At 71.5% G+C, this 15411-nt stretch carries 14 protein-coding genes; 6 read left to right on the forward strand and 8 right to left on the reverse strand.

All coding sequences use genetic code 11. The annotated features are described in order from the left end of the window. Positions 1-117 precede the first annotated feature (117 nt). Positions 118-1272: a Gfo/Idh/MocA family oxidoreductase gene (locus tag ACFZDJ_RS41715; RefSeq protein ID WP_390933335.1), complete on the reverse strand. Its 1155-nt coding sequence runs from the start codon at positions 1270-1272 to the stop codon at positions 118-120. A 127-nt stretch (positions 1273-1399) separates the two neighbouring features. Between ACFZDJ_RS41715 and ACFZDJ_RS41720 the strand changes: the two genes are divergently transcribed. Further along, positions 1400-2455 (forward strand): substrate-binding domain-containing protein, encoded by a 1056-nt coding sequence (locus ACFZDJ_RS41720; protein WP_390933475.1) that lies wholly within the window; start codon positions 1400-1402, stop codon positions 2453-2455. Here ACFZDJ_RS41720 and ACFZDJ_RS41725 read toward each other — a convergent pair. From ACFZDJ_RS41725 to ACFZDJ_RS41745, 5 genes are read right to left on the reverse strand one after another with little or no spacing between them, the layout of a single operon-like run. Continuing rightward, on the reverse strand, positions 2398-3792 hold the full coding sequence (locus ACFZDJ_RS41725) for an MATE family efflux transporter (RefSeq protein WP_391067056.1): 1395 nt from the start codon (positions 3790-3792) through the stop codon (positions 2398-2400). The genes ACFZDJ_RS41720 and ACFZDJ_RS41725 overlap by 58 nt on opposite strands. 5 nt (positions 3793-3797) lie before the next feature. Then, positions 3798-4832 carry a pyridoxal-phosphate dependent enzyme gene (locus ACFZDJ_RS41730; RefSeq protein WP_391067059.1) on the reverse strand — a complete coding sequence of 345 codons (1035 nt, stop codon included), beginning with the start codon at positions 4830-4832 and terminating at the stop codon, positions 3798-3800. A 55-nt stretch (positions 4833-4887) separates the two neighbouring features. Continuing rightward, positions 4888-6267 carry a Y4yA family PLP-dependent enzyme gene (locus ACFZDJ_RS41735; protein ID WP_391067063.1) on the reverse strand — a complete coding sequence of 460 codons (1380 nt, stop codon included), beginning with the start codon at positions 6265-6267 and terminating at the stop codon, positions 4888-4890. Further along, complete coding sequence (locus ACFZDJ_RS41740) at positions 6264-7271, reverse strand: ornithine cyclodeaminase family protein (RefSeq protein ID WP_391067066.1); 1008 nt, start codon at positions 7269-7271, stop codon at positions 6264-6266. Before ACFZDJ_RS41740 ends, ACFZDJ_RS41735 begins: the two co-directional genes overlap by 4 nt. 46 nt (positions 7272-7317) lie before the next feature. Continuing rightward, a complete protein-coding gene (locus ACFZDJ_RS41745) occupies positions 7318-8340 on the reverse strand; it encodes a TauD/TfdA family dioxygenase (protein WP_391067068.1) in 1023 nt (340 codons plus the stop codon). Between the two features lie 278 nt (positions 8341-8618). On the opposite strand from ACFZDJ_RS41745, the gene ACFZDJ_RS41750 reads away from it, so the two are divergent. The 4 genes from ACFZDJ_RS41750 (at position 8619) to ACFZDJ_RS41765 (ending at position 13553) form a co-directional block, all read left to right on the forward strand. Then, on the forward strand, positions 8619-10166 hold the full coding sequence (locus ACFZDJ_RS41750) for an ABC transporter substrate-binding protein (RefSeq protein ID WP_391067071.1): 1548 nt from the start codon (positions 8619-8621) through the stop codon (positions 10164-10166). Positions 10167-10291: 125 nt separating this feature from the next. Continuing rightward, a complete protein-coding gene (locus ACFZDJ_RS41755) occupies positions 10292-11212 on the forward strand; it encodes an ABC transporter permease subunit (RefSeq protein WP_391067292.1) in 921 nt (306 codons plus the stop codon). Beyond that, positions 11209-12048 carry an ABC transporter permease subunit gene (locus ACFZDJ_RS41760; protein ID WP_391067074.1) on the forward strand — a complete coding sequence of 280 codons (840 nt, stop codon included), beginning with the start codon at positions 11209-11211 and terminating at the stop codon, positions 12046-12048. The genes ACFZDJ_RS41755 and ACFZDJ_RS41760 overlap by 4 nt, the downstream gene beginning before the upstream one ends. Beyond that, positions 12045-13553, forward strand: a complete 1509-nt coding sequence (locus ACFZDJ_RS41765) for an ATP-binding cassette domain-containing protein (RefSeq protein WP_391067077.1) — start codon at positions 12045-12047, stop codon at positions 13551-13553. The genes ACFZDJ_RS41760 and ACFZDJ_RS41765 overlap by 4 nt, the downstream gene beginning before the upstream one ends. Positions 13554-13632: 79 nt before the next feature. On the opposite strand, the gene ACFZDJ_RS41770 is transcribed toward ACFZDJ_RS41765, so the two are convergent. Further along, positions 13633-14328 (reverse strand): DJ-1/PfpI family protein, encoded by a 696-nt coding sequence (locus tag ACFZDJ_RS41770; protein ID WP_391067080.1) that lies wholly within the window; start codon positions 14326-14328, stop codon positions 13633-13635. Positions 14329-14564: 236 nt separating this feature from the next. Here ACFZDJ_RS41770 and ACFZDJ_RS41775 point away from each other — a divergent pair, with 236 nt between their 5' ends. Then, positions 14565-14966 (forward strand): nuclear transport factor 2 family protein, encoded by a 402-nt coding sequence (locus ACFZDJ_RS41775; protein WP_384906716.1) that lies wholly within the window; start codon positions 14565-14567, stop codon positions 14964-14966. Positions 14967-15169: 203 nt separating this feature from the next. On the opposite strand, the gene ACFZDJ_RS41780 is transcribed toward ACFZDJ_RS41775, so the two are convergent. Beyond that, positions 15170-15403: a DUF6479 family protein gene (locus tag ACFZDJ_RS41780; RefSeq protein ID WP_391067083.1), complete on the reverse strand. Its 234-nt coding sequence runs from the start codon at positions 15401-15403 to the stop codon at positions 15170-15172. Positions 15404-15411 lie beyond the last annotated feature (8 nt).

Consider the following 15411-nt stretch of genomic DNA (forward strand, 5'->3'; position numbering starts at 1 on the left):
GTGCCCGGGGATGCCTACGCACAGGAGACGCCGTCGAACGCGGCCGATAACAGAAAGTCGCCCGGCCGTCCTTCAGGGACGCGATGACGGATCCGGTCCGGCCATCGCGAACGCCCGTCATGCCAGGGGTACCCACACGCCCCGCTCGGCGGAGCGGGACATCGCGTCCAGCGCGGCCGCGCTGTGCACCGCGTCGGCGAGCGTCGCGCCGTACGGGGTGTTGTCGGCGATCGACCGCAGGAAGTGGTGGGCCTCGATGACCTTGAGATCGTCGTAGCCCATGCTGTTCGCGGAGCCCGGCTGGAAGGCCGCGTACGCGCCGTCCCCGGGGCCGACGTACACCGTGCTCACGGGCTGGTCCTGGTACGACGTACCCCTGCTGACGCCCAGTTCGCCCATGCGCCGGAAGTCCCAGAAGACCGCGCCCTTGGTGCCGTGCACCTCGAAGCCGTAGTTGTTCTGCTCGCCCACCGAGACACGGCAGGCCTCCAGCACGCCCCGCGCACCGGAGGCGAAACGCAGCAGACAGTTGACGTAGTCCTCGTTCTCCACCGGACCGAGTTCGCCGCCCGTCGCGCGGGTGTGACCGGCGGTGGCGCCGGTCGGGCGGGCCCGCCGAGGCAGGAAGATCGCGGTGTCGGCGGTCAGCGCCTCGATCTCGCCGAGCAGGAAGCGCGCCAGGTCGACGCCGTGCGAGGCCAGGTCGCCGAGGACTCCGCTGCCGCCGCGCTCCCGCTCGTAGCGCCAGGTCAGAGCGCCCTCGGGGTGGGCCGCGTAGTCGCTGAACAGCCGGATGCGGACATGGGTGACGGTGCCGATCTCGCCGGAGGCGATCAGTTCGCGGGCGGCGGCGACGGCCGGGGCATTGCGGTAGTTGAAGCCGACCGTGCCCTGGACCCCGGCCTTGGCGACCGCGTCCGACACGGCTCGGGCGTCCTCGGCGGTCAGGCCCACCGGCTTCTCGATCCAGATGTGCTTGCCCGCCTCGGCCATGGCGAGGCCGATCTCGCGGTGGAGGAAGTTCGGCGCGGCGATGCTCACCGCCTGGACCCGGGGATCGGCGGCCACCTCGCGCCAGTCGCGGTGGGCGGCGGCGAAGCCGTACTGGGCCGCGGCCTCCTCCGCCCGGCCCGGCACTTCGTCGGCGACGGCGACCAGTTCGGGCCGCAGCGACAGCCCGGGGAAGTGGTGGGGCACGCGGGCGTACGCCTGGGTGTGCACCCGTCCCATCCAGCCGAACCCCACGACGGCAACGCCGAGCGAACGCACCATGACTGCCCCTCTTTGGACCGGTCCAACGATTTCCCGGCTCACACTGAAGGCCGTTGCAGTGCGTGTCAACCCCTTTGACAAGCTCACCCACCGTATGGAACGGTCCAGGAATGGAGCCATGCAGACCATGAGAGCACCGACGATTCGCGACGTCGCCGAGCGGGCCGGAGTGTCGAAGTCGCTGGTCTCCCTCGTGCTGCGCGGCTCCGACCAGGTCCGTGACGAGAAGCGGCAGGCCGTGCTGGCCGCCGTCGAGGAGCTCGGCTACCGGCCCAACGCCGCGGCCCGCAGCCTCAGTGAGCGGCGCACCCGCACGGTCGGGGTGCTTCTCAACGACATGCGCAACCCCTGGTTTGTGGAGCTGCTGGACGGTCTGAACTCCCGGCTGCACGACTCAGGTCTGCACATGCTGCTCGCCGACGGCCATCTCAACCGGCGTCTGGGCGAGGACCTCACCCGTACCTTCGTGGACCTGCGTGTCGACGGTCTGATCGCCGTCGGCACCCTCCCGGCCGCCGAGGCGCTGCGGACGGCGGCCGGGCAGATCCCCACCGTGGTCGCGGGCGCCCGGGAGCCCGAGTTGCCCGGTGTCGACGTGGTCGCCAACGACGACGAGCGCGGCGCCCGCCTTGCCACCGAGCATCTCATCGGCCTCGGCCACCGCCGGATCGCGCACATCGCGGGGCAGGGGATGGTCGGTGAGCTGCGCCGCCGCAGCTTCGAGGCCGTCATGCGCGAACACGGACTGGCCGCGGAGGCGGTCGTGGAGCAGGGCGACCTGACCGAGGAGGGCGGCTACCGTGCCACGGTACGGCTGCTCAGCACCGGCGAACGGCCCACAGCCGTCTTCGCGTTCAACGACATAGCCTGCGTCGGCGCCCTCTCGGCCGCGGAGGAACTCGGCCTCCAGGTGCCGCGCGACCTCTCCCTCGTCGGCTACGACAACACCTACCTCTCACGGCTGCGGCACCTGTGGCTCACCACCGTGGACAGCGCCGGCCATGACGTCGGCCGCCGTGCCGCGCAGTGCCTGCTCGACCGGATCGCCGACCCCGCCCGCCCGGGCGAGGTCGTCCTCACCGCCCCGGCCCTCGAGGTCCGGGGTACGACGGCGCCCCCATTCGGTCAGGCGGGAGCCGGTGCCGGAGCGGCGGCGGTGCGGGCGGTGAGGGACGCCGAGTAGCGGCGCAGCAGGAGTACGGCGGTGGTGGCGAGGCCGGTGAGCAGACCGAGCCAGATGCCGACGGTGTCGAGGCCGAGCGGGTAGGCCCCCAGCCAGGCGGCGGGCAGCCCGACGGCCCAGTAGCCGATCAGCGTGATCCGGAAGCCGCTCCTGGTGTCGTCGAGGCCGCGCAGCAGTCCGACGCCGATGTTCTGCGCGCAGTCGAAGAACTGCAGGAACGCGGTGACGACCAGCAGCTGCGTGGCGATGTCGAGCGTCCGGTCGGAGCCCGAGTCGAGGAACAGGGCCAGCACCAGCCTCGGCAGCGTGACGTAGACGACGCCGACGACCGTCATCACGGCCGCCGCGCAGGCGAGCGCGGTGTTTTTGATGCGCCGGGCGTCGTCGATACGGCCGAGCGCGAGCTCGCGGCTGACGTTGATGGACGCGGCGTGGGAGAGGCCGACCGCCACCTGGAAGACGATGTAGACGAGTTGGTTGACGGCCGTGTGCGCGGCCAGCGCGGCCGGCCCGAAGGAACCGGCCATCAGCGCGGTGAGCGAGAAGAACCCGGCCTCCGAGCCGTAGGTGGCCGCGATCGGGACGCCGAGGCCGACCAGGCGCCCGACCGTGTCCGCGTCGGCCTTGGCGACGTTCAGGCTGAGCAGCGGTGCCAGCTCGGCGTCCCGCCGCGCCGAGATGTACAGGGCGAGGAAGGACAGCAGGTACACGGTGGACGTGGCGACGCCGATGCCCGTGAGGCCGAGCTTCGGCAGGCCCCAGGTGCCGTGGATCAGGCCCCAGTTGAGGCCCGCGTTGACGGCGATGGACGCCACGGTGATCCGGAGCAGCGCCTGTGGGCGCCGCATCCCGACGGTGAACTGGCGGATCGCCTGGAACCACAGACAGGGCAGCAGTCCGGGCGCCAGCGCGAACAGCATCGTCCGGGCGCTGTCGACGACCGCCGCGTCCTGCCCGAGCAGGCCCAGACACTGGCCGACGATGATCATGAGGACGGCCCCGGCGACACCGGCGAGTGTGGCCACGGCCAGACTCGCCCGGACGATCCCGCGGACGTCCTCGCGTGCCTTGCCCTGCTCGGCCTCGGCGGCGTTCTCCGCGCGGGCCGCGGCGCCGGCGATCTGGTTGCCCACGGAGGTGACCAGGCCGACGCCCATGGTCCGCACCTGGTTGAAGATCACGATGGCCAGGCCGCCGGCCGCGAGTTCCCGGGTGCCGAGCAGGCCCATCATCACGGTGTCGGTGGTGGTCAGCGCGACCTGGGCGAGCTGGGTGAGGACGAGCGGCACGGCGAGGGTGGCGAGTGCGCGGCTGTCGCGGAGGAGTGTGGTCGGCATGGGGGTCATCGGTTCCTGCGGAGTTTGGTGAGGAGCTCGTCGATTTCCCGTTCGGTCGCGGGAGCGAGCAGTTCGCGGGCGTGCATCCAGTCGTCGTTGAACACCGTGTCCAGGTACTTCTCCCCGCCGTCGTTGACGAGGGCGACCATAGTCGTGCCCGGTGGCAGCGCGGCGAGCCGGGTCAGCGCCTCGTGCACGACACCGCCCGCCGAACCGCCGATGAGCAGTCCGGTCCGGGCCACGGCACGACAGGTCGCGAACGCCTCGACGTCGCCGACCTTGACGCCCTCGTCGATGAGCCCGAAGTCGACGAGCGCACCGATCTCGGCGCCCTCGGGAGTGCCGGTGCCGGACTGGTAGTAGTCGTGCGCGGGGCCGCCGAACGCGATCGATCCCTTGGGCTCGACGCCTATCGTCGTGACGTCGGATATGAGGGTACGCAGTTCACGTGCCGTGCCGCAGAGACCGCCGCCGGTGCCGACCGCGCCGACGAGCACGTCGAGCCTGCCGTCTAGCGCCTCGTGGAGCTCGTGGGCGACGGGGAAGTAACCCACGCCGTTGCTGGGGTTGTTGTGCTGCTCGGTGAAGATCGTGTTGTCCTGGCCGCGTGCCATCTCCTCGGCGAGTTCCTCGCGCGCGGCGGTGGCCAGCTCCTCGGAGCTGCCGCCGTCGTCGTCGACGTAGACGAGTTCCGTGCCCATGGCCTTCATAGCGCGCAGTTTGTCGGCGCTGGCGTGGTGGTCGACGACGGCGGTGAAGGTGTAGCCGCGCTCGGCGGCGACGACGGCGAGTCCGAGGCCCGTGTTGCCGGAGGTCGACTCGATGATCCGGCCGCCGGGCCGCAGTTCGCCGCGATCCTCGGCGTCGGTGATCATCTGCCGGGCCATCCGGATCTTGGCGGTGCCGGTCGGGTTGAACATCTCCAGCTTCAGCAGCAGTCGGCTGCCGGTCTCGGTGGCGGCGAATTCGAGGAGAGGGGTGTATCCGATGAGGTCGGAGACGCGGGAGACCACGGCGGGGCGCTGAAGTGCTCCGGGCATGCGAAGGCTCCTGGGGGAGTCGGGCGACGTGGGGGTGTCGGGCATGTGGGGAGGGTCAGGCGAAGTGGCGGTCGAGGCGCCAGCGCGGACGTGGGCGCTCGGTCTGGTCGATGACGACCTTGGGCGGCAGGGGCAGGTCGTGGAAGGGCGACTCGTTGGAGTCCATCTGGTAGCCGGCCGTGTTCGGGTAGACGAGCAGGTCGCCGGCGCGTGGACGCCGGGGGAAGGGGATCTTCCGCCAGGTGAGCATGTCCGACTCCAGACAGGTGGCCGCGCCCACGGCCGCCGGGTAGGTGCCCACGGGGGCGACCGCGCCGAGCGAGAGCAGGTGCGGCTCGGGCAGGTACTCGCTGTTGAACCACTGCTCGGACAGGCTCAGGCTCGTGCCGTCCACGGTCAGCAGCCGGTACCCGTCGCGTTCCTTGACGCCCTGGATCCGGAAGACGCTCGCGCCCGCCTTGTCGAGCAGCGCCCGTCCGGGTTCCAGCAGCAGGACCACTCCGGAGTCGTTCAGCAAGGCGGCGAGGCTCTGGTCGTATCCCTCGGGGCGGGCGGCGAGCAGGGCGCGCAGCGCGTCCGCTCCGGCGACGGGGGAGTGGTACGGGTAGAAGTCGGCGGGGTCGAAGGTCCGGCCCGCGTGATAGTGCCCGCCGCGCTGCTCACCGAGGAAGGTGCCCCAGCTGTTGGCGTCGGTGTAGGCGATCGGCAGCCCGCCGCCGACGCTGATCCGACTCGCCTCCAGGCCCAGCACGCGCGCCTTGAGGCACAGTTCGAGCAGTCGCCCGGCGAGATCGGCCCGCGCCTGGACGGCGTATCCGGACAGATGGAAGCTGAAGCCCTCCATCCGTACCGCCTCGCCCGCCTGGACGCACCGGTTGAGGGCGGTGGTCAGCTCGGCGTCGTCCATGCCGAACCGGCTGTGCGGCTGGGTGCCCGGCAGGCATCGCAGCAGCACCCGGGCCGGCCGGACCCGCCCGCTCACGACGGTGGTGACGAGCGCGTCGAGTTCGTCCAGCGTGTCCACGGCGATCAACGCGCCCTGCTGGACCGCGAGGCGCAGCAGCAGAGCGTCCTTGGCCGGTCCGGTGACGACGAGGTGCTCGCCGCGCATCCCGTGCCCGAGTGCCGCCCTCAGCTCGCCGAGGGAGGCCACGTCGACTCCCGCGCCCCCGGCCGCGGCGCGCTCCACCCACACCGCGGCCTTGTTCGCCTTCTTCGCGAAGTACACGAACCCGTCCACGCCCGCCTCGTCGAGAGCCGCGCGCATCGCCCGCAGGTTCGCGTCGAAGGCGTCGGGCAGCAGGAAGTGGAACGGCCCTCCGAACGCGTACGAGAGCTCTTCGAGCAGGCCGCTGCCCAGCACCGCGTCGGTCGCGGGATCGGGCAGTGGGGGCAGCGAGGGCAGCGAGGAACCGGTGGAGGGGGCATCGCTCACCGCCACAGCGCCACCTCCGTACCGAGCCCCTGTGCCAGCGCGAGCTGCGCGAACCGGTGGCCGAGGGCGATGTCGGTGACGATCAGACCGCTGTTGTACGCGAAGATCCGCTCCGTCGCCGAGCCGCGTCCCGCCGTCACGCCCGCCAGCACCGGCGGGAACTCCGCGTCGACCGCGGGGAGTTTGCCGTCGGCGTCCGCCATGTCGGTGCCGGTGACGTTCATCTGGGCCTCGCTGGTGGCGATGACCCGGTCGGCGCGGTGCAGGGTGGACGGCGCGAGACCGTGACCGACGAGGACGGACAGCGCCCCGGGCTTGAGCCAGTCCGCCTCGACGGCTGCCGGGGTGTGGCCGCCGGCCGTCGCCACGATGACGTCGGCGTCCCCGGCGGCGGCCCGCAGATCGGTGACGACCTCCACCTCACGGTCGGGGACGTACGACCGCAACTGCTCGCGCACCGCGGCGATGCCCTCGGGGTGGGTGCCGGACAGCATCAGCCGGTCGAGGTCCGGCAGCGTGGTGAGCAGGAACGGCAGCGCGAGCCGCCCCTGCGTCCCGGTGCCGATGACCAGGGCGCTGCGCGCGCCGGGCGCCGCGCACTCACGGGCGAGCAGCGCGGAGACCGCCGGGGTGCGCAGCGAGCCGATGCGGGAGCAGTCCATCATCGCCACCGGCAGTCCCGTGACGTCGTCGTAGACGGTCAGGGAGGTGTAGTAGTGCTGCTCGTCGCGGCCCTTGTCCAGGCCGTGCTTGTACGAGGTCTTGATCGCGACGACATCGCGGGAGCCGTCCCGGCCGAGCATCGCGTAGGCGACCGAGTGCCCGTCCGCGGGCTTGACCGTCAGTTTGCGGGGGTTGTCGGACTGTCCGGCGTGCAGGGTGCGGTAGGCGCCCTCGACGGTCTCGACGACATCGGCCAGGGATATGTCGATTCCGGCCAGGTCGCCGGTGGACAGGATGAGCAGGCTCCGGTCGTCGCCGGGGACGGCGGTGAGGTCGGTCATGGTCGTGTTCCTCCTGGGCGTGGGGGTCCGGGCGGTGGCCGGGTACTCAGCTCGCGTGCGCTCGACGGGCAGCACGGTCGCCGTGCGCTTCCAGGGCCGCCTGGCCGTAGCCGTGTTCGTGGGCCTCGGCCAGCGGGCGGGAGCTCCGCCCGGGCACCCGTACGGAGGCACGCTTGAGCCAGCGGTCGGTGCCGTCGTAACGGGCCCCGAAGGGGACCCGGCCGTGCACCACCAGATCGTTGTCGACGACGAGGACCTCACCGGGGTTCAGGCTCACCGCGCGGGAGACGCGGGAGAGTTCGGCCGCCAGGCGCGCATAGGCGGCCCGGTGCGCCGGGGAGGCGTCCTCCAGCGGGGTGTACGCCGGGTCGAAACGCAGCGTCAGCCCGTCCCGGGCGTGGAAGAGGGTGGGTACGCGGGGCGGCGTGCCGCCGTCGAAGCCCTGGGCCTCGGCGTAGGCGTCGTCCGGCAGGATCGGCAGCAACGGCCGGGTCAGCAGGCCGATGTCGGCCTCGTCCAGCTCGACCTGGCGGATGCTGGCGGCGGTGGTCGCGATGTTGTCGTGATTGCGCATGCAGCTGAGCATCAGCAGATGCGCGCGGCCGGGGTGGAAGGCGTCCTCGGTGTGCGGGCTGAGCAGCACCGTGCTGCTGGCGCCGGTCTGTTCGTCCTCGTGTCCGGGGGAGGGGACGATGTTGTGGACATAGCGGCCGTCCTGCTGCCCCTCCCAGGCGATGGGGTTACCCATCAGGGTGGCCAGCAGGAGCAGGGTGATGTCGTGCAGGGCGCCGCTGTCGCCCGCGCCGGCCCAACTGGTGGGCGTGGGGCCGAGGTCGTGGTCGTCGACATCGAGTCCCGCGAGGACGTACAGGCCGTCGGCCGTGTCGACGGGGCGGCAGTGGTGACGGAGGGTGTCGCCGAAGGCGTCGGCGGCCTGGGCGACGCGCTTCAACAGGGCTTCGGACGTGGCGGATGTCCCGAATTCGGCCAGTATTTTCTCCGCTGCCCGGCGGAGTTCGCCCACGGAGTGGGCATCGAGCGTGCGGACAGGTGCGGCTGCCGTGCTCATGGCGAAGAGATCCCGTTCTCTGGGGGTGCGTGGGGGGTTGGCTGTGCCTGCGCTGTGAACGGGCGGAACGCTAGCACCTAACTTAGGTAAGGCAAACCTTACTCACTTTTCTGTGGCTGAAACACCGTCATCACCCCATCGATCTGGATCAGTTGTCTACGACCGGTCTGCTGTTTGCCTGATGAACCGGCGCTAGGTCACCTTGCGGAAACGGTTGTCGTTAGGGTAGGCAACCCTAAGAACTTTTCGTTTCCTGTGAGATCGGATCGAGGACGTACGTGAACATCACCAGGCGTCAAGTGCTGTGGGCCGGCGGAGCGACAGGCGCGACAGCACTGCTGGCCGCTTGTTCGGGGGGCGACGACACCTCGGCCGAGCCGGCCGCCGCGGGCGACAAGCCCATGAAGGGCGGCACCCTGCGCATCGGAGCCCTGGGACGGGCCGGTGCCCTCACCCGCGACCCGCACGGCACGCAGGGCAACGAGAGCGACTACCTGATCCTGGCCCTGGTGTACGACACGCTCACCGTGCCCGGTACGGGGCCCAACACCAAGCCCCGCCTGGCCGCTTCGTGGGAGCACTCCGAGGACCTGAAGACCTGGCGTTTCAAGATCGCCAAGGGTGCCGCCTTCCACGACGGCACCCCGGTCGCCGCCGCCGATGTCGTCTGGTCGCTCCAGCGGCTGCGCAACACCCCCTCCGGCGCCGCGCGGCTGCCCGGCATCGAGGCGAAGAACATCAAGGCCGAAGGTGAGGACACGGTCGTCCTCGTCTCCGACTACGCCAACGCCGAATTGCCCCTGCTGACCCGCCTGACGACGTTCGTCCTGAAGAAGGACACCTCCGACAAGGAGCTGGAGAAGGCGCCGGGCACCGGCCCGTTCAAGCTCGACTGGTACCGCGGCGGCAACGCCCGCCTGGTCCGCAACGACAAGTGGTACGGCGGCACGGTCCACCTCGACGCCATCGAGGTGACCATGTTCGAGACCCCGCAGGCGATGTCCAGCGCGCTGCTCGCCGGCCAGATCGACGTCGCCTCGAACGTCGGCGCCGTCGCCGCCCGTACCGCCGAGTCCCGCAAGGACGTCCAGGTCGTCCGCCGCCCCAACGACATGTCGATGCCCCTAGTCATGCGCACCAAGAGCGGCCCGTTCGCCGACGTGCGCGTGCGCGAGGCGCTGCGCCTGGCCGTCGACCGCGACGCCATGGTCAAGCAGGTCCTGTCCGGATACGGCACCGTCGCCAACGACATCATGGGCACCGGAGACCCGCACTACGCCAAGGACATCCCGCAGCGGGGGCGCGACCTCGCCAAGGCCAGGCAGCTGCTCGCCGACGCGAAGTTCGACCTCTCCAAGACCTACGACCTGGTGACCACCGAGGACATCTCGGGCCTCGCCGAGTCCGCCACGCTGCTCGCCTCCCAGGCGCGCGAGGCCGGCATCAAGCTCAAGGTCGTCAAGCAGGAGTCCGGCGCGTTCTACGAGAAGACCTGGCTCAAGGGCGACCTGTACACCACGTACTGGGGCACCAACGACTCCGTGGTCTTCTTCGCCTCCAAGACCCTGGTCAGCGAGGCCGGACAGAACGAGGCAGGCTTCGACGACAAGGCCTTCGACACCTCGTACCGCAAGGTCATCGGCACCGCCGACGAGACGGCACGCGCCACGGCCCTGCACGGGCTGCAGCAGATCGAGTTCGAGAAGTCCGGCTATCTGCTGTGGGGCATGGCCGACGGCATCGACCTCGCGGTCGCCAAGGTGCGCAACCTGCCCAAGCTGCCGGGCTACGGCCGCGTCCAGCTCGAGAACGTGTGGCTGAGTTGAGCCGCACGGCCGAGGACGACACGGTGGCCGCCCCCGCCCGCTCGGGGGCGGCCACCGCGCCGCGTCGCGGGGGCCCGCTCGCCGTGCGGATCGCCGTGCGGATCGCCGTGCGGATCGCCGTGCGGATCGCGGCGGCCGTGGCACGGCGGGCCCTGATGCTCGCGGTGCTCCTCGCCATGGTGTTCGTCGCGGTGGAGGCGCTGCCCGGCGACGCCGCCACGGCGACCTCGGAACGCGGGGACAGCGCCGCCGATGTGGCGGCCAGGCGCCATCTCCTAGGCCTCGACCGGCCGTTGTGGGAGCGCTTCTGGGACTGGATGACGGCCCTGCCCACCGGCGACCTGGGCACGTCCGCGCGCGGCCAGAAGGTTACCGACCTGCTCGCTGACCCGTTCCCCAACACACTGCTGCTCGGCTCGGTCGCCTTCGTCCTCACCGTTGCCGCCGCGCTCGCGCTGGGCTGCTGGGCGGCCTGCCGCCCCGGTCGGCCGGTCGACCGGATCATCGGCCACGCGGCCACCGCCGCGTTCGCCGTGCCCGAATTCGTCGTCTCCGTCGGCCTGTTGCTCGGCCTGTCGCTGTGGACGGGCTGGCTGCCGGCCGTCACACTCACCGGCGCCGACGGCGACCCCACCACCTGGACCATGCTGATCATGCCGGTACTGGCCCTGGCCATCCCGCAGACCGGATGGAACACCCGGATCGTGCGCGGCGCGCTCGCCGACCAGGCCGCGACGCCGCACGTCGAAGCCGCCCATCTGGACGGACTGCCCGTCCACCGGGTCGTGCTGCGGCACGCGCTGCCCGGCGCGCTGCCCGCGATCGCCATCGGCATCGCCACCTCCACCGGCATGCTGCTGGGCGGTGCGGTGGCCGTGGAGACATTGTTCAACTACCCGGGCATCGGCACCGTACTGGCGGGCGCCGTGGCCGGTCGCGACGCCCCGCTGATCGCCGGGGTCGTGATCTGCGCGGGCGCCACCATCAGTGTCATCCTGCTCGCCGCCGATCTCGTCCGCGCCCGGATGCTGGGAGCACGCCCGTGAGCACGCCTGCCACCGCGGCACCCCGCCGCGTCCCGTCCCATGTCCTGCGGCGCGTCGCACCGGGCCTGCTGCTCGTCCTGGTGGCCCTTACCGGCCCGTTCCTCGCCCCGCACGCGATCGACAAGCCTGTGACCGCCCCGTACGCCCCGGCCGGGGACAGCGCACCGCTCGGCGGCGACCAGCTGGGACGCGACGTCCTGAGCCGACTCCTGCACGGCGGTACGGCGCTCATCGGCAGCGCCCTCTTGGTCGCCGTGGTCGTGACCGGCCTCGCCACCCTGATCGGCTGCGTCGCCGTGCTGCGCCCCGTGCTCGGCAGGGCGGTGGAGCGGACGGCCGACGTGGCCATCCTGCTGCCACCGGTCCTCGGCATCATGCTCATCGCGCTCGCCTGGCCGGACGGCGGACGCCTGGCGGTCAACACCGCGGCCATCGTCCTGGGAGTCCCCTACGCCGTACGGGTCGTCGCCGGCGCCGCGGCCCCCCTCGCACAGTCCGGCTACGTCGAGGCCGCCACCGCCCGCGGCGAGAGGCTCTGGTACCTCACCCTGCTCGAACTGCTGCCCAACCTGCGCGCCACCGTGCTCGCCCTGTTCGGCCTGCGCTTCGTGGAGGCCGTCTATGTCATCTCCATGGCCGGGTTCCTCCAGATAGGTCCCCAACCCCCGGCCTCTGACTGGGCGCTGATGGTCCGGGAGAACTCCCCGGGCATCCTCCTCAACCCCTGGGCCGTGGTGGCCCCCGGCCTGGCCATCGCCCTGCTCGCGATCAGCGTCAACCTCGCCTCCTCCTCCCTCGCCCCACGCCCCGTACGGAAGGCGGTGACCACCTCGTGAGCCACCCGGCCACCACGCAAGACGTCCCCGACGACGAGCCGGCCCCGGCACCCACCGCCGAGCCCCCGGCTCCCCTGGTGACGGTCACCGACCTCGAAGTCCGCCTCCCCGACGGCCCGTTCCTGCTCCGCCCCACCAGCCTGGTCGTACGCCCCCAGGAGATCACCGCCCTCACCGGCGCCTCGGGCTCCGGCAAGACGACCCTGCTGCGCGCCCTCGTCGGCCACCTCCCGCCGGGCGCCACCGTGTCCGCCGGAACCCTGGACGTCCTGGGCCACGACCCCTCGACGCTGCCGGCCCCGGCACTGCGCGAAATACGCCGCACCCGGATCGCCTACGTCGGGCAGGACCCCGGCTCCGCACTCAACCCGCGGATGAAGGTACGCCGTCTGGTGGCCGAGACCGCCACGGACCGCGGTGCCGAGGCGGTGCTCGCGCTGCTGCGCGAATGCCGACTGCCCACCGACGACGGGCTGCCCGACCGGCGCCCCACCGCGCTCTCGGGCGGCCAGCAGCGCCGCGTCGCCCTCGCCCGCGCGCTGGCCCGCACCCCGGACGTCCTGCTCCTGGACGAGCCGACCGCCGGACTGGACTCCGCCCTGCGCGACGACATCGCCGAGCTGCTGCGCGACCTCGCCACCAGGCGCGGCCTCGCCGTGGTGATGGCCTGCCACGACCCCGAACTCGTCGCGGCCTGCGCCGACCAGGTCGTCCATCTGCCGACGCCCGCGCAGCCTCGGGTGCCCCGGGCGAGGACAGAGACACTCCCCATCGAACGGGCACCTGCCACCGCCGAGGGCATCACGGCGCGCGGTATCAGCGTCGCCTTCCGGCACCGGGGACAGGCACAACACGCCCTGGACGCCGTGGACTTCACGGCCGGGCCTGGCAGCGCCACCGGAATCGTCGGGCCGTCCGGTTCCGGCAAGACCACGCTGCTGCGCGTGCTGGCAGGCCTGCACCGGCCCGACGCGGGAAACGTCACCCTGGACGGGCAGCCGGTCGGGGCCACGGCACGCCGTCGCAGCCGTACGCACCATCGGCGCATCCAACTCGTTCCGCAGAACCCGCTGGGTACGCTCAACCCCTCCCACACCGTCGGTGCCGCGCTGGCCCGCCCGCTGCGACTGCACCGGGCCCTCGCCAAGAGCCAGGTGTCCGACCGGGTGGCGGAACTCCTCGAACAGGTCGAGCTGCCCGCCGACTTCGCCCGCCGCCATCCCGCGGAGCTGTCGGGAGGCCAGCGGCAACGCGTCTCCATCGCCCGCGCGCTGGCCGCCGAGCCCGACTTCCTGCTCTGCGACGAGATCACCTCGGCCCTCGACCCGGACACCGCCATCGCCATCATGGAACTCCTGCGACGTCTGCGCACCGAAAGGGATTTGGCGATCGCGCTGGTCAGCCACGAACTGCACCTGGTGGCCGCCTACACGGACACGGTGCACCTGCTGGAGTCGGGTCGCCTGGCCCGCCACGGCCCCACCGCCGAGCTGCTGTCCGTCTGACGCGGAGGCCTCCTCGGCGCAGAGTTCGGCCGTGTGCGAGGCGCCGCCATCGGCCGCCGCCTCCCGAGCCCCACGAGGGTCAGGGCAGTTGCTTCAGCAGTTCGGCGGCGAGGGGGGCGGAGGACGCCGGGTTCTGGCCGGTGACCAGGTTGCGGTCGACGACCACCTTGGGGGCCCACGGCTCGCCCTCCTGGAAGTCGACGCCCGCCTCGACGAGCCGGTCCTGGAGCAGCCACTTCGCCTTGTCGGCGAGACCGGCCTGCGTCTCCTCGGCGTTGGTGAACCCGGAGACCCGGTAGCCCGCGAAGGCGTTGGTGCCGTCCTCCTTCGTCGCGGCGAGCAGCGCGGCCGGGCCGTGGCACACCACACCGAGCGGCTTGCCCGACTCCAGCGCGAGGGCGAGCAGCCGGCCGGAGTCCGCGTCGACCGCCAGGTCCTCCATCGGTCCGTGGCCGCCGGGGTAGAAGACGGCCGCGTAGTCGGCGAGGTCGGCCTCCGCCAGCTTGATCGGCCGCTGGAGCGCGGTCATCGACGCGAGGGCGTGCGCGATGCGGTCGGCGCCCTCCTGGCCGCCGTTGACCTCGGGAGCCAGGCTCCCCTTGTCCACGGTCGGCACGACGCCGCCCGGTGTGGCGACGACGACCTCGTGGCCCGCGGCCTTGAACGCCTCGTACGGGGCGACGGCCTCCTCGGCCCAGAAGCCGCTCGGGTGGCGGGTGCCGTCGGCGAGCGTCCAGTGGTCGACGCCGGTGATCACGAAGAGAATCTTCGACATGGTGCGTTTCTCCGAGGGTGCGGGGGCGTTGCCGGTTGTTCCTGTCCTGCGCCCCGACGCTCTGGACCCAGATCGTCAGGGCGGGGATGTCCTCGACCGTATGCGGCTCTGGCATAGGTGACCAATAGGGAGTTCGGTCAGAGCCATAGAAATGCCAATACCTGGACGCTGGACGCCACCCCAACTACTCTGTTCGTAACCTAATCAATTAGTTGAGTGTGAGAGGCGGGGCTCGGATGCACCCCTTCCGGAAGGCCGTAGAGGCGGGCGACCACACCGCGATCGAGGAGCTGCTGGCCGACGACGTGGTGTTCACCAGCCCCGTCGCCTTCAAGCCGTACCCGGGGAAGGCCATCACCGCGGCCATCCTGCGCGGCGTCTCCCGTGTCTTCACCGACTTCCGCTACGTGCGCGAGTTCGCCGGTGCCGACGGTCGCGACCACGCGCTCGTCTTCACCGCGAAGGTGGGTGACAAGGAGCTCAACGGCTGCGACTTCCTGCACTTCGACGAGGACGGCAGGATCGACGACCTGATGGTGATGGTCCGCCCGCTCTCGGCGGCCCATGCGCTCTCCGAGGCGATGGGTGCCGAGTTCGAGCGGATCTCACGCGAGGCGGCGGGGGCGATGGAGGGCTAGGGCCTGTCCGGCGGATCATGCCGGAGACGCGGGGTCTGGCACGCTCTCCCCGAAGCTGTTCGATTAGGGGGTGCCCCCAGCGGCGTTGTCGTCGGTCGCCGACTCCCCCGAGCTCTCGGCTTCGCTCGAGAAGGGGGACCCCCATCGCGTCGACGCCCTCCTCCGCCTTGCGGCTGCACGCACCAGACCCCGCTCACCTGCGCTTATGAGGCGTCGGGTGCGCGGTGTTCCCTGACCTCGTGGACCGGGCGGCTGTCCGGGAGCCGGGGCTGTTCCCCGGGTCGAGGCGGGGGCGGTTGCTGTTGCCGCTTGCGGCGCCCCCACCACACGACACCGATCAGCATCGCCACCAGCACGACGCCCACCGTGAGCGGCCCGAGGACCAGCAGGCCCTGGGCCGCGGCGAGCACTGTCCCTTCCGTATCCATGGCACTCATGCGCACCG

This window comes from Streptomyces sp. NPDC007896 (assembly GCF_042959425.1).
In the GTDB taxonomy this organism is placed as follows: Bacteria; Actinomycetota; Actinomycetes; order Streptomycetales; family Streptomycetaceae; genus Streptomyces.

Coding starts and splice junctions, on each gene's coding strand:
- ACFZDJ_RS41725 (WP_391067056.1), bottom strand. CDS start 3,792: ATGCCGACCACACTCCTCCGCGACAGCCGCGCACTCGCCACCCTCGCC.
- ACFZDJ_RS41720 (WP_390933475.1), top strand. CDS start 1,400: ATGAGAGCACCGACGATTCGCGACGTCGCCGAGCGGGCCGGAGTGTCG.
- ACFZDJ_RS41775 (WP_384906716.1), top strand. CDS start 14,565: ATGCACCCCTTCCGGAAGGCCGTAGAGGCGGGCGACCACACCGCGATC.
- ACFZDJ_RS41730 (WP_391067059.1), bottom strand. CDS start 4,832: ATGCCCGGAGCACTTCAGCGCCCCGCCGTGGTCTCCCGCGTCTCCGAC.
- ACFZDJ_RS41770 (WP_391067080.1), bottom strand. CDS start 14,328: ATGTCGAAGATTCTCTTCGTGATCACCGGCGTCGACCACTGGACGCTC.
- ACFZDJ_RS41715 (WP_390933335.1), bottom strand. CDS start 1,272: ATGGTGCGTTCGCTCGGCGTTGCCGTCGTGGGGTTCGGCTGGATGGGA.
- ACFZDJ_RS41745 (WP_391067068.1), bottom strand. CDS start 8,340: ATGAGCACGGCAGCCGCACCTGTCCGCACGCTCGATGCCCACTCCGTG.
- ACFZDJ_RS41780 (WP_391067083.1), bottom strand. CDS start 15,403: ATGAGTGCCATGGATACGGAAGGGACAGTGCTCGCCGCGGCCCAGGGC.
- ACFZDJ_RS41740 (WP_391067066.1), bottom strand. CDS start 7,271: ATGACCGACCTCACCGCCGTCCCCGGCGACGACCGGAGCCTGCTCATC.